We start from the raw sequence: 12,218 nt of genomic DNA on the forward strand, positions 1-12,218 counted from the left end.
GGCCGCCGATGGCGTAGCCGTCGAAGCCGATCTCGCGCAGCCGTTCGGACGACTCCTTGCGCAGGTTCTGGAAGGTCGAGCCCTGCTGGATGCCGAACAGGGCCTGCGTATCGCGCGTGCCGAAGGCGGTCTTGGAGCGCTGGGCCCAGCGGGCGGACAGCTCCATGCCCTCGCGGGCGCGCTTCTCCTCGGCGGGCCAGGCGACGCATTCGTCCAGCTGCATGACGATGTCCGAGCCGATGCGGTCGGCCTGGATCTCGATGGACCGCTCGGGCGTCAGGACGTGCTTGGAGCCGTCGATATGGCTGGAGAAGGTCACGGCCTCCTCGGTCAGCTTGGAGATGCCCGACAGGGACATGACCTGGAACCCGCCGCTGTCGGTCAGGATCGGCTTGTCCCAGCCCATGAATTTGTGAAGCCCGCCGAGGCGCTCCATCCGCTCCGGGCCGGGGCGCAGCATCAGGTGGTAGGTGTTGCCCAGCAGGATGTCCGCGCCGGTTTGCCTGACCTGATCGACGGTCAGCGCCTTGACCGTGGCGGCGGTGCCGACGGGCATGAAGGCGGGGGTGCGGATGTCGCCGCGCGGGGTCTTCAGCACGCCGGTGCGGGCGCGGCCGTCGTTCTTGGAAATCTCAAACGGGAAGGTCATCAGTCGGTCAGCTTGTCCAGCGCCTCGGCGCGCTGCAGGTCCTTGGGGCGGCCGAAGCGGCGCGCCATCTGAGCCTGCTCGGAAGTTCGGGCGGTGGGGATGTGGCGATCCAGCACCGGGCGGTCAACGCGGGTCCGGAAGGCGACGGGGGTCCAGCCCTCGTCGGTCCTGACCTCCAGCCCGACCATGATCTCGATCGGTACGGGCGTGCCGTCGATCCGGGCCAGCAGGCGGGACCGGAAACGGTCCTGACCCGCCGGGGTGATGATCCGGCCGCCGAAGGCGTCGATCAGGTCGTTGGCGGTCTCTTCGGAGGCCAGCACGTCGATGTCGGGGACGGGCCAGTCGGGCAGGCCGGACAGGGCCATGGCCGCGCCGCCGAAGACGATCCAGTCGTTGCGGAGCTCCAGCGCCTCGGCCGTGGCGGCCAGCATTTCGAGACTCTGGATCAGGGGACGGGGGAGGGCGGTCATGAGGCGGTCTCGCGGATCAGCAGACTGCCGTCGCCGTAGGAATAGAAGCGGTAGCCGGTGTTGATGGCGTGGGCGTAGGCGGCCTTCATCGTCTCCAGCCCGGCGAAGGCGCTGACCAGAATGAACAGGGTCGACTTCGGCAGGTGGAAATTGGTCATCAGCACGTCCACCGCGCGGAAGCGGTAGCCGGGGGTGATGAAGATGGCGGTATCGCCGTGGAACGGCTTCACGACGCCGTCTTGATCTGTTGCGCTTTCCAGCAGGCGCAGGGAGGTGGTGCCGACGCAGACGATGCGCCCGCCGGAGGCATGGATGGCGTTCAGGGCTTCGGCGGTCCCGGCCGAAACCTCTCCCCACTCCGAGTGCATCTTGTGGTCGGCGGTGTCGTCGGCCTTGACCGGCAGGAAGGTGCCGGCGCCGACGTGCAGGGTCACGGCGTGGGTCGAGACGCCCTTCGCCCGGATCGCGTCGAGCAGGGCGGGGGTGAAGTGCAGGCCCGCCGTCGGCGCGGCGACCGAGCCGTCATGCTCGGCGAAGACGGTCTGATAGTCTAAACGGTCGCGGTCGTCCTCCGCCCGTTTGGCCGCGATATAGGGCGGCAGGGGCATGACACCTACATCGCGGATGGCGTCGTCCAGCGCCGGGCCGGACAGGTCGAACTTCAGCACCACCAGCCCGTCCTCGCCCTTGTCGGCGACGGTGGCGTCGAGGCGGCTCAGTTCGCAGGCGCCGTCGTGGACCTGGCCGAAGCGGATGCGGTCGCCCGCCTTGATCCGCTTGCCCGGCTTCATGAAGGCGGACCATACATCCGGCGCGTCGCGATGGTGCAGGGTGGCCTCGACCTCGACGGTCAGGGTCTCGCCGTCCGGTCCCCCTATCACGGGGTTTGGACGCTGGCGCACGCCCGACAGCCGCGCCGGGATCACCCGGGTGTCGTTGAACACCAGGGCGTCGCCGGGGCGCAGGAATTCCGGCAGATCGCGGATGATCCGGTCCTCCAGCCCGCCGCCGCGCACCACCAGCAGGCGCGCGGAATCGCGCGGCTCCGCGGGGCGCAGCGCGATGTGGTCGTCGGGCAGGTCGAAGTCGAAATCAGCGGTCTTCATCAGGCGGCGCAAAGGCCACGCGTCTGCGGCGGGGTCAAGGCGATGGTCCCCGCCTGCGGGCGGCGTCTGGCTGAGACCATCTGTCCGGCAGACCCGGCGCGGGCGGTCGGGCATGATCGGGGCATGAAAATCCTGACCAGCCTCGCCGTCACCGCCCTCGGCCTCGCCGTCGCCGCCTGTGACATCGACACCTCCGCCCTGCAGGAGGTCCAGGACCGGGCCGCCCAGGCCCAGGCGACGGCGGAAGAGATCAACACCCGCTCGGCCCAGGCGCAGCAGATCCTCGACGATCCGGCCGCGGCGCTGCGGGCCACCATCGGCGCGACCCTGTCGAAAACCGCGACGGACCAGCCGGGGATCTATGTGCTGACCGACCTGCAGACGGGCTGCCAGTTCCTGGGCACCTATGCGGCGGACGGGACCACGGTCAGCTCCATCGCCCCGCGCGTCGAGGCCGCGCCCGGCGGCGGGACGCGCCAGCGCTGCATCGCCATTCCCGGCGCCGGCCGCTCCGGCGAGGGAGAAGCCGGCGCCGAGGGCTGAAGCTCCCTAGCCGTCCATCAAGGCGTCGGCGATCGCCTGGCCGACCGGCGCGTGAGGATCGACGCCTCCGTCGGGCCAGTCTGATGGCAGCAGCGGCGGCTGGGCCATGAAGCGGGGCGCGGTCCCGCGGTGCGGTTGGGCCGAGTGCGCCAGAAACGGGTGGCATAGGTAAACCGTGCCGGCGGGGCCGGCGGCCGACATCTCCGATCCGTCGCCCGGGCCGCCGAAGTCCCGGGCCGCCAGTTCGCCCAGCGTCAGTCCCGCTTCCCCGGCAGGGGCGAGCAGTCTGGCGACCCGGCGGTGCGAGCCGGGGCGGATGCGGGTCGGGGCGTCCGCCTCGCTGACATCAGAGAACAGGAACAGCATCAGCAGCGCCCGGCCCTTGGACCGGATGTTCGCCCGCCAGTTCAGGAAGTTCGGGTCATCGGTCCCGAAGCTGACGTCGATGTGCCAGCCCGCGTCGCCAGGATCTTTCGGCGACGGGAAACGGACCGGGAAGGTCCCCATGGCCCGGCAGGGGCGCCAGCGGCCCGGTCCGACCAATTGATCGAAGGCGGCGTGGAGCACCGGCGTATTGGCGGCCTCGATGAAGGGCGGCTGGCTGTACATGTCCAGGCGCATGACCGGATGCGTCCAGGTGTCGGGTCTGTCGGGCTCAAGGCCGAGGTCGCGCCACAGGACGGCGCGCGCCTGTTCGGCGACATCGGTGGGGAAGGCGTCATCGATCCGGACGACGCCGTCGGTGACGAATTGGTCGATCTGAGCACGCGTCAGGGCGCGCGGGGAGGCGGGAGGAGTCATGATCATCTTTCGCAACAGACATCGCCCCGGCGTGGCCAGGGGCGAAACAGAGGTTCGGCGGCGGCCCTCAGGCCAGCGGGAAGCCGAACGCGGTCGTGCGAATGAACATCGTCATGGCCGGAAAACTGAGGCGCCCGGCGCGATGGCGCAAGCGCGACCGTGAACCGTAGGCGTCCGGACGGTGTTGGGGCGGGATGAAAACCACCGAACTTCTGCCTTCCGCCCTGATCGGCGCCGTCGCCAGCGCCCGGTCGATGACGCCCATGGCCGCCCTCGCCGGGGCCCATCTGGCGCACCGCAGGACGCCGGGCCGGCTGCGGCTGTTGACCCATCCGCTCTTCACGGCGGGCGCCTTGGCCATGGGCGTGGGCGAGCTGTTCGGGGACAAGATGAAGTCGGCGCCGGACCGAACCGTCTTCCTTGGCCTGTTGGCCCGGGTGATGAGCGCCGGCATCGCGGGCTCAGCCCTGGCGCCGAGGGGACGGGAGCGGGCGGGGGCGATTGTCGCCGTGCTGACGGCCGTGCCTTTGGCCTATCTGACTCTGGCGGGCCGCAAGACGGCGATGCGTCGGATCGGCCAGACGAGGAGCGGGTTGATCGAGGATGCGCTGGTCGTGGCTTCGGGGCTGGCGGTGGTGGCCGGGACGGTGCGGCGACGGCGCTGAAGGGGCCCGACTTCAGAGATTACGGCGGCGCCGCGCCGACTGAAGATCGTCTTTACCCATAGCCTCTAGGGTCGGTGAAGCGACGGGGAGGCGAGCATGAGTTTCGGCAGGCGGACCACGGCGCCGGCAGGTGTTGGCGCATCAAGGCCGGTGGCGGAGGCGCCCAGAACCCGGCGCGGCGGATACTGGCTCGGCCTGCTGGCGAATGCGGCGGTGGCGATCCTGACGATGGCCGTCATGCCGTTCATCTCGCAGTTTAAACTGAACGGCTCCCGCATCGAGACGCTGATCGCGGTGGGCGGGATCGCGATCCTGAACGTGGTCGCCGTCGCCGCCGTGATCACCCTGCTGGTCGATTTCGCCCTGCGCGGGCTGGGCTGGCGCAAGCCGTGGGTCTACGCGCTCGTCTGCGCAGCGGTGGTGTTCGCCTTCTACCTGGCGATGACCCTCGCCGGCGGATCGATCAATCCGATCTTCGCCCTGTATGTCGCCGTCTGGCCGGCGGCGGTCGGCGGATGGGTCATGGGCCTGTATCGGCGCTGAGATCGGGTCTGTCGTTGACCGCACGCCCGTGAGGCGGCAAAGCCCGTACCATGCTGCAGAACATCGAACTCCTCGCGCGCGACGCCAAGTCGTGGCCGTTTGAACAGGCCCGCAATCTTCTGAACCACGTTCTGAAGAAGCGGCTGTCCGACGCCGAGCGCGAAGCGGCCAAGCTGCTGATCGACGCCGGCAAGGCGGACGAGGCGCTGGCGACGTTCGAGGCGCTGAAGCGGCCGGTGATCCTGGAGACCGGCTACGGCCCGTCGGGCCTGCCGCACATGGGCACCTTCGGCGAGGTGGCGCGCACGACCATGGTGCGCAACGCCTTCCGCGCCCTGACCGGCGACCACTGGCGGACGCGCCTGATCGCCTTCAGCGACGACATGGACGGCCTGCGCAAGGTGCCTGAGGGCATTCCGAACCCCGACATGCTGGCCGAGGACCTGCACAAGCCGCTGACGGTGGTGCGCGACCCGTTCGGCACGCACGACAGCTTCGGCGCGCACAACAACGCCCGCCTGCGCGCCTTCCTGGACAGCTTCGGCTTCGAGTACGAGTTCCTGTCCTCGACCGAGCAGTACCGTTCGGGCCGGTTCGATGAGGTGCTGCTGCGCCTGCTGGAGCGGTTCGACGCCGTCCAGGCCATCATGCTGCCGACGCTGGGCGAGGAACGCCGCGCCACCTATTCGCCCTTCCTGCCGATTAGCCCGATCACCGGCCATGTGCTGCAGGTCCCGACGCTGGAGCGGAACGTCGAGAGGGGGACCATCGTCTTCGATGACACCGCCGGCGGGCGCACCGAGGTCCCGGTCACCGGCGGCCATGTGAAGCTGCAGTGGAAGCCCGACTGGGCCATGCGCTGGACCGCGCTGGACGTCGATTACGAGATGTCGGGCAAGGACCTGATCGAGAGCGTGCGCGAGAGCTCCAAGGTCTGCCGCGCCCTGGGCGGCGTGCCGCCCGAGGGCTTCAACTACGAGCTCTTCCTCGACATCGAAGGCAAGAAGATCTCCAAGTCCAAGGGCAACGGCCTGACGATGGACGAGTGGCTGCGCTACGGCACGCCCGAGAGCCTGAGCTGGTACATGTTCCAGTCGCCGAAGTCGGCCAAGTCGCTGCACTTCAACGTCATTCCGCGCGCGATCGACGACTATCTGAGCTTCATCGACCAGTTCCAGGCGCAGGAGCCGGCCAAGCGGATCGACAACGCCGTCTGGTCGATCCACGCTGGGAACCCGCCCAAGGTCGCCAGCCCGGTCTCGTTCAGCCTGCTGCTGAACCTGGTCGGCGTGGCCAACGCCTCGTCGAAGGACCAGCTCTGGGCCTATTTCGCCAAGTATCTGCCGGAGGCGACGCCCGAGAACGAGCCGACGCTCGACCGGCTGATGGGCCATGCGCTGAACTACTACGAAGACTTCGTGAAGCCGACGAAGTCCTATCGCCGGCCGACCGAGCAGGAGAAGACGGCGCTGCTGGACCTGGCGGAACGGCTGAAGGCCCTGCCGGCCGACACGACCGACGGCGAGACGATCCAGAACGAGGTCTATGCGGTGGGCAAGGCACACGCCTTCGAGCCGCTGCGCGCCTGGTTCGGGGCGCTGTACGAAGTCCTGCTCGGCGCCTCACAGGGGCCGCGCTTCGGCTCGTTCGCCGCCATCTACGGCCTGCCGCAGACCATTTCGCTGATCGAGGCGGGCGCGAACGGGGCCCTGACCAAGGAATAGTCCCTATCGCGCCATCCGGGAGTCCTTAAGGGGGCGGCCCGTAACGGTGGTTGGGTCACGGGAGCCCGACCTTGCGCCACCGGTTCTACGCCGCCGAGCAAATACTGCATCTGGACCTGAACAGCGGCGTCACCGCCGCGCGGGCGCTGGAGCAGGTGATTCCGGTGCTCGAGGCCCATCCGGAACTGTGGAGCTGGGACTGGATCGTCGATACCCGGGTGGTGCCGACGGACGCCTCCGTTGACCAGATCGCCCGGCTGGCGGAGATGTTCCAGAGACCCGCGCGGTCGGCGATCACGGCCTTCGCCACCGACGATCGCTTCCTGCACCTGTGGGCGCGGGTCATGGATTTCCAGTTCCCCGGCCGCCAGCATCTGGTCGTGTCCAGCGCCGGCGCCGCCGTCCAGCTGATCGGTCGCCGCCGCGCAACGAAGATGAACCGAATATAACGGCAACGCTGTGGGAGCCTTCAGGTTGGTTGGGGCATTCTAGCCTTCATCGACCAACTCGATGACAGGAGCAGAGCCATGTCGAACAAGACCTTCACCGCCGCTATCGCCGCCGCCGCCATGCTGGGCGGTCTGGGCCCGATGGCCCTCCCCACCGTCGCCGTCGCCCAGCAGGCGAACGGCGTCACCAACTGCGACGCCCCGGGCGGCCGCCAGCGCGCCGGCGCCCTGATCGGCGCCGTGGTCGGCGGTCTGGCCGGCAGCCAGATCTCCAGCAATGAACGCGCCCTGGGCGCCGTGGGCGGCGCCGCCGCCGGTGCGGCGGCCGGCTCGTACATCGGCTGCAACCAGCAGCGCGCCCGCGCTGACGCCAACGCCAGCAGCGGCGCCCAGTACCGCGCCTCGTCCAACCTGCGCATCCGCTCGGGTCCGGGCACCGGCTACCGTCAGGTCGGCACCCTGTCGGCCGGCCAGCCCTTCACGGCGACCGGCTCGGAAGGCGAATGGGTTCAGATCGCCGGCGGCGGCTGGGTGAACGCCCGCTACGTCACCGCCTACTAAAAGCGTCACCTTCCCTGATGACGATGAGGGCCGCTCCGAAAGGGGCGGCTCTTTTCGTTTGCGCGCTATCGCTCGCCGCGCGGCGGCTCACGGCTTGAGCGCGTTATTGGCTGACCCAGAGGATGCGGCCCATCCACACGATGTCGGCGCGGGGAACGGCGCGCGGCGGATAGGCCGGATTGACCGAGGACAGGGTCACCGCCTTGGCGGTCAGGGAGGACACCTCCTTGGCCAGGGTCTCGCCGCCGACGGTGCGGACCACGACACGGTCGCCGCGGCGGACGTCGGACGCCTCGCGGTCCACGATCACCCGATCACCCTCGCGATACAGCGGAGCCATGGAATCGCCGTTGATGCGCAGGCTCAGCAGGCTGTCGGACGGGCGCGGCAGCTCGGTCTGCTCCCAGCCTTCGCCAATGGGCAGGCCCGCATCGTCGAAGAAGCCGTCCTGACCCGCCTGGGCCATGCCCAGCAGGGGGATGGTGGCCAGGCGCTCCGGCGCGTCATGGGCCAGGGTCGCGAAGTCGCCGAGCGACACGCCTGTGACCTCCAGGATGCGGGTCAGGCTTTCGGTCGAGGGCCAGCGCGGGCGGGGCGGCTCGCCCGGGCCGAAGCGCTTGGACGGGTTGAAGCTGGTGGCGTCCAGGCCCGCGCGCCGCGCCAGCGCGGACGCGCTCAACCCCTCGCGCCGGGCGAGGCGGTCGATGGCGGTCCATATCTGGTTGTGAGAGAGGGGCAGGGCGGACCTCGGTGATTCGAGGTTAGGAATATCCGCCTATGCGACGCCGAGGTCAACGCCGGTCGGCGATGATCACCGGTCCGGCCCGGGAGTTTCCGGGCAGGGCGCCGAGAGCCGCCGCTTCAGCCGTTCACGCCCAGTTCGGGCAGCAGGCCCAGCACGATGTGGCGCATGTTGGTGCTCGCAGGGGCCATGGCCTTGAGGAAGGCCATGGTCCGGCCCGCCGCGCCGTCGAAGACGAACTCGGTGTCCTCGAACGTGCAGTTGACGAACCCGGGCGGTTGGCCGCCCTGGAAGGTCAGGCGCGCGTTGCTGAACTGGCAGTTGATGTAGGTGTTGCCGTCGAGCGTCTGCGCGCCGGTCAGGGTCTGATCACGGATTTCGGCCATGGGGAGGGGTTCCGGAGGGTTATTCCAGCCCGGCCGCCCGCCGCTCCTGCCAGGCCCAGAAGGTCCCGACAGCGATGGAGACGAGCACGCCGGCGCTGGCGATATTGATGACCGCGAAGAAGGCGGTCAGGGACGGTCGCAGATCGACCAGGGTCAGAAGGTGGCTCATGACGATCAGCGACTGCAGCGCGCAGGCCCAGACGGGCCAGGCCCGGCGGCTCTTCCAGGCGAGGCCGACGCAGACCGCCAGGAAGACGGCGTCGATGGCCATCAGACCCCATTGGGTGCCGTACAGCGCCCCCTTGTCCTGGACGAGCTGGGACGCGAACAGGCCGAGCATATAGGCGCCCGCGCCGACGCGTTCGGGCTCGTCGCCCTTCAGGAACGCAAACGCCGTCACCAGCACCGCGATTGCGAAGCCGATCTGCGATGCGAGGGTGTCAAACATGAAATCGCCCCCATGCCGAACGGCATGAGGGCGACTTTGCATCGAGTCTACACAAACCGGAATGACCGGCGGCGGACATTACGCCGAATTAAACCGCGCGGAGGCGACCGACCGGCTTCTGCTCCGGACCGGTTTCAGCCGGTTTGTCCAGAATGCCGATGGCGTAGGTGCCCCAACCGAGGCGGCGGTGGTCCTTGGCGAGCTCTTCGTGGCTAGCCACGATGGCCGAACGCGCGGCGCCGAGGGCGGCGATCGCTTCCATGGCCTTGGACTGAGCCTCGGCGGCGGCCACCGGGGACAGGCTGAGGGCGGTGCGAGCACCGATCATCGCTTGGACGAGAGTGGTCGCCTTGGCGATGGCGGCGTCGACCGCCTGTTCGGTCGCATTCAGATCGCCGGCGACGCTGGCGATAACTTCAGCCCTATCCATAAAACCCTCCGAAACAAAAAACACAGTAACCGGGATATTAACACGGAGCGGCGGTATTCGGTAGTACTTTGTTGTCCTTGTTTGTCAGCGGTTTGTTTACTTCTGATCGGGCCAGCGGCGTGCCGCCGGTATCGCCGTCCTTGCCGGGGCCGCCGCCGATCGGAGGCTGGTCGCCCGGCTTGTCCAGCGGGCCGATCGCGAGCGTGTCCAGCCCGAGCTTGCGGGCCAGGGCGGCGAGGGCCGTGTGGGTCTGGATGAGGTGGGAGCGCGCTTCCGCGAGGGCGCTGATGCTGGCCGCGGCGCCGTCGAAGACGCGCTGACCGGTCACCGCTGAAAGATAGGCCTCGGCCCGGGCGGACGGCAGAGCCGCCGCCAGGAAGGCGGTTTCCGTAAGCGCCTGATCGATCGCGGTTTCAGCCGCATAGAGGCGGACAGCAAGGGCTTCGCCGATGGATTGTCTGGACATGATTGATTCTCTCCGTGACCGCATGTCACGAGGGCGAATCAATCATAAGATGTTAACCATGACAACTAAAGGTCGTGTTGCGCCACCAGAAAGTGTGCGCTCAGCGAGGCGATGGGCTGGCTCTCGTCGTCCTGCCAGGCTTCGGCCTGGACGTGGGCCACCCGGCGGCCCGCCTTGCTGATGCGGGCGCGGGCGTGGACGTCCTGGGGGCGTCCCGAGCGCAGGTAGGTGACGCTGACGTTGATCGGCCGGGGCAGTTCGAGGCGGGGATACAGCACCGCGACCTGGGCCACGGCGGTCAGTTCCAGCATCGCGGCGGTCGATCCGCCATGCAGGGCGGGCAGGACGGGGTTGCCGATCAGCTTGTCCGCGAAGGGCATGGTGACGGTCAGCAGGTCGCCGTCGCGCAGCGTGAGCAGGCCAAGGAAGCGGGCGTAGGGCAGGGTGGTCAGCAGGTCGCTCATGCGCCGGCCTCCCGCCGCGGCTTGAGATTGGCTCCGGCCCCGCGGGCGTCGCCGGCGGTCAGGATGTAGGCCGATTGCGCCGCCGCCACGGGATCCTCGGGATCGTCCTCGAAGGCCCAGGCGCGGACGAAGGCGATGGATCGGGTCAGGCGGAAGCAGCGGGCCTCGGCGATCAGGCCGGTGCGCGCCCGGGCCGCGCGCATGTAGTCGACGCGCAGGTCGAGGGTGGCGATCGGCTCGAACCGGTTCAGGGCGACCCAGACCGCCATGCCGCCGGCATGGTCCAGCAGGGCGGTGACCAGGCCTCCGGACAGAACCTCGGTGTGCGGATCGCCGACCAGGTCTTCGCGCCACGGCGCCTTGAGGCGGACCCGGTCGCCGACAACGCCGTCATAGGCGAAGCCGAGCGCATGGGTGTGGGCGGACGCCGAGGCGAGCTGCGGCAGGATGGCGGCGAGGGGCGAAGCGGACATGATCCAGCTATCTGCGGCTTCGGCGGTCGAGCGCAAGCGCGGTGCGTGGATCTGGTGCGTTCAGGCCGCCGGATCAGGCGACCGAGCGGGCTCCGGCGGCGGGGGCGGCCCCGGCCATGGCGATCTCGGCCGCCTGTTCCAGCGCGGCGTTCATGGCCATGCGCAGGCGTTCCGGCTTGATCGGCTTTTCGACCACGGCGGCCATGCCGATGGAGAGGTAGCGGCGCGCGTCCTCCGGGTCGGCGTTGGCGGTCAGGGCCACGATCGGGATCTGGCTGACGGGGCCGTCGAGCGCGCGGATGGCCTGGGTCGCCTGGACGCCGTCCATGCGCGGCATCTTGATGTCCATCAGCACCAGGTCGAACCGGCGCTCCTGCACGGCCTCGACCGCCTCGACGCCGTCCTCGGCGGTCTCGGAGGTGCAGCCGAACATCTCGCACAGGGCCTGGGCGACGACGCGGTTGGTGGCGTTGTCGTCGACGATCAGCACGTGCGGGCTGTCCTGCAGGTCCAGATCGGTGAGGTTTTCGACGTTCGAGGTCCGCGCGGTCTCCAGCTCGGCCCGTTCGACGTTCAGGTCGAAGGCGAAGGTGGCGCCGCGGCCCTGGTTGTTCTCGGCCCAGATGCGGCCGTCCATGCGGTCGACGATCTGGCGGCAGATCGACAGGCCCAGACCGGCGCCGTCGGGGCCGGAGCCGTGCACGAAGGGTTCGAAGATGAGGTCCACGCGGTCGGCGTCCACGCCCGGACCGTCGTCGCGCACGCGGGCTTCCATGTGGATGCGGTCGCCCTGCGCCGTCGCTTTCAGCCCGGCCTCGACGACGCCGTTGCGGGCGAATTTCAGGGCGTTGCCGATCAGGTTGTTGAACACCTGTTTCATGCGCATGGCGTCGATGACGGCGGCCAGCTCGGTGTCGCCCTCGTAGCTGACCATCAGGGTGACGTTGTCCTGCGAGGCGCGCGGCGCCCACATGGCCTCGACGTCGTCCATCAGGGCCCGCAGCGGAGTGGCCTCGGCGTTCAGTTCCAGCTCGCCGGCCTCGGCGCGCGACAGGTCCAGCGCGTCCTGGAGGATGCGCAGCAGGGTCTCGGACGATTCCACGATGGTGGAGACGTGGGCCTGGGCCTGGGCGTTCAGCGGTTGACGGCGCAGCAGCTCGGCCACGGCCAGGACGCCGTTCATCGGCGTGCGCAGTTCGTGGCTCATGATGGCCAGGAACTGGCTCTTGGCGCGGGCGGACATCAGCGCCTGGGTCTTGGTGTCGGTCAGGATGCGGGCCTGGTCGGCCAGCTCC

At 69.1% G+C, this 12,218-nt stretch carries 19 protein-coding genes; 6 read left to right on the forward strand and 13 right to left on the reverse strand.

Translation table 11 applies throughout. The features are described 5' to 3' along the window. From Q0C81_RS00775 to queA, 3 genes are all read right to left on the reverse strand, one after another. On the reverse strand, positions 1 to 652 hold a 652-nt coding region (locus tag Q0C81_RS00775), incomplete at its 3' end, for a tRNA guanosine transglycosylase (protein WP_291832313.1). Further along, entirely contained in the window at positions 649 to 1,122 is a 474-nt protein-coding gene (locus Q0C81_RS00780; protein ID WP_291832292.1) for a hypothetical protein, read from the reverse strand. The genes Q0C81_RS00780 and Q0C81_RS00775, both read right to left, overlap by 4 nt. Beyond that, positions 1,119 to 2,228 (reverse strand): tRNA preQ1(34) S-adenosylmethionine ribosyltransferase-isomerase QueA, encoded by a 1,110-nt coding sequence (queA, locus tag Q0C81_RS00785; protein WP_291832293.1) that lies wholly within the window; start codon positions 2,226 to 2,228, stop codon positions 1,119 to 1,121. The genes Q0C81_RS00780 and queA overlap by 4 nt, the downstream gene beginning before the upstream one ends. 123 nt (positions 2,229 to 2,351) lie before the next feature. On the opposite strand from queA, the gene Q0C81_RS00790 reads away from it, so the two are divergent. Further along, positions 2,352 to 2,771: a hypothetical protein gene (locus Q0C81_RS00790; RefSeq protein WP_291832294.1), complete on the forward strand. Its 420-nt coding sequence runs from the start codon at positions 2,352 to 2,354 to the stop codon at positions 2,769 to 2,771. A 6-nt stretch (positions 2,772 to 2,777) separates the two neighbouring features. Here the strand turns inward: Q0C81_RS00790 and Q0C81_RS00795 are convergent, their stop codons facing one another. Both Q0C81_RS00795 and Q0C81_RS00800 read right to left on the reverse strand, forming a co-directional pair. Further along, positions 2,778 to 3,572, reverse strand: coding sequence for a phytanoyl-CoA dioxygenase family protein (locus Q0C81_RS00795; protein WP_291832295.1), 795 nt, complete (start codon positions 3,570 to 3,572; stop codon positions 2,778 to 2,780). 67 nt (positions 3,573 to 3,639) lie between these two features. Further along, a complete protein-coding gene (locus Q0C81_RS00800; protein ID WP_291832296.1) occupies positions 3,640 to 3,837 on the reverse strand; it encodes a hypothetical protein in 198 nt (65 codons plus the stop codon). On the opposite strand from Q0C81_RS00800, the gene Q0C81_RS00805 reads away from it, so the two are divergent. The 5 genes from Q0C81_RS00805 to Q0C81_RS00825 all read left to right on the forward strand — a co-directional run bounded on the left by Q0C81_RS00805 (position 3,836) and on the right by Q0C81_RS00825 (position 7,514). Then, the gene (locus Q0C81_RS00805) at positions 3,836 to 4,237 is read left to right on the forward strand and encodes a hypothetical protein (protein WP_291832297.1); all 402 of its coding nucleotides are present in this window, start codon (positions 3,836 to 3,838) and stop codon (positions 4,235 to 4,237) included. The two genes, Q0C81_RS00800 and Q0C81_RS00805, sit on opposite strands and share 2 nt — an antisense overlap. Before the next feature lie 96 nt (positions 4,238 to 4,333). Then, positions 4,334 to 4,780 (forward strand): hypothetical protein, encoded by a 447-nt coding sequence (locus Q0C81_RS00810; RefSeq protein ID WP_291832298.1) that lies wholly within the window; start codon positions 4,334 to 4,336, stop codon positions 4,778 to 4,780. A gap of 50 nt (positions 4,781 to 4,830) precedes the next feature. Next, entirely contained in the window at positions 4,831 to 6,504 is a 1,674-nt protein-coding gene (locus Q0C81_RS00815) for a lysine--tRNA ligase (protein ID WP_291832299.1), read from the forward strand. A 71-nt stretch (positions 6,505 to 6,575) separates the two neighbouring features. After that, the gene (locus Q0C81_RS00820; protein WP_291832300.1) at positions 6,576 to 6,953 is read left to right on the forward strand and encodes a hypothetical protein; all 378 of its coding nucleotides are present in this window, start codon (positions 6,576 to 6,578) and stop codon (positions 6,951 to 6,953) included. A 78-nt stretch (positions 6,954 to 7,031) separates the two neighbouring features. Further along, positions 7,032 to 7,514: an SH3 domain-containing protein gene (locus tag Q0C81_RS00825; RefSeq protein ID WP_291832301.1), complete on the forward strand. Its 483-nt coding sequence runs from the start codon at positions 7,032 to 7,034 to the stop codon at positions 7,512 to 7,514. A 103-nt stretch (positions 7,515 to 7,617) separates the two neighbouring features. On the opposite strand, the gene Q0C81_RS00830 is transcribed toward Q0C81_RS00825, so the two are convergent. The 8 genes from Q0C81_RS00830 to Q0C81_RS00865 form a co-directional block, all read right to left on the reverse strand. Next, on the reverse strand, positions 7,618 to 8,193 hold the full coding sequence (locus Q0C81_RS00830; protein WP_367117957.1) for a helix-turn-helix transcriptional regulator: 576 nt from the start codon (positions 8,191 to 8,193) through the stop codon (positions 7,618 to 7,620). A 182-nt stretch (positions 8,194 to 8,375) separates the two neighbouring features. Beyond that, complete coding sequence (locus tag Q0C81_RS00835) at positions 8,376 to 8,642, reverse strand: hypothetical protein (protein ID WP_291832302.1); 267 nt, start codon at positions 8,640 to 8,642, stop codon at positions 8,376 to 8,378. A 19-nt stretch (positions 8,643 to 8,661) separates the two neighbouring features. After that, positions 8,662 to 9,090 carry a hypothetical protein gene (locus tag Q0C81_RS00840; protein ID WP_291832303.1) on the reverse strand — a complete coding sequence of 143 codons (429 nt, stop codon included), beginning with the start codon at positions 9,088 to 9,090 and terminating at the stop codon, positions 8,662 to 8,664. An 88-nt stretch (positions 9,091 to 9,178) separates the two neighbouring features. Then, entirely contained in the window at positions 9,179 to 9,520 is a 342-nt protein-coding gene (locus Q0C81_RS00845; protein ID WP_291832304.1) for a hypothetical protein, read from the reverse strand. Positions 9,521 to 9,557: 37 nt separating this feature from the next. Then, the gene (locus Q0C81_RS00850) at positions 9,558 to 9,986 is read right to left on the reverse strand and encodes a hypothetical protein (RefSeq protein ID WP_291832306.1); all 429 of its coding nucleotides are present in this window, start codon (positions 9,984 to 9,986) and stop codon (positions 9,558 to 9,560) included. 65 nt (positions 9,987 to 10,051) lie between these two features. Beyond that, positions 10,052 to 10,450 carry a PaaI family thioesterase gene (locus Q0C81_RS00855; protein ID WP_291832307.1) on the reverse strand — a complete coding sequence of 133 codons (399 nt, stop codon included), beginning with the start codon at positions 10,448 to 10,450 and terminating at the stop codon, positions 10,052 to 10,054. Continuing rightward, positions 10,447 to 10,923: a PaaI family thioesterase gene (locus Q0C81_RS00860; protein WP_291832309.1), complete on the reverse strand. Its 477-nt coding sequence runs from the start codon at positions 10,921 to 10,923 to the stop codon at positions 10,447 to 10,449. Before Q0C81_RS00860 ends, Q0C81_RS00855 begins: the two co-directional genes overlap by 4 nt. Before the next feature lie 73 nt (positions 10,924 to 10,996). Beyond that, the coding region (locus tag Q0C81_RS00865; RefSeq protein WP_291832311.1) for a response regulator at positions 10,997 to 12,218 on the reverse strand (1,222 nt) is incomplete at its 5' end.

The organism is Brevundimonas sp., from assembly GCF_023259385.1.
GTDB lineage: Bacteria > Pseudomonadota > Alphaproteobacteria > Caulobacterales > Caulobacteraceae > Brevundimonas.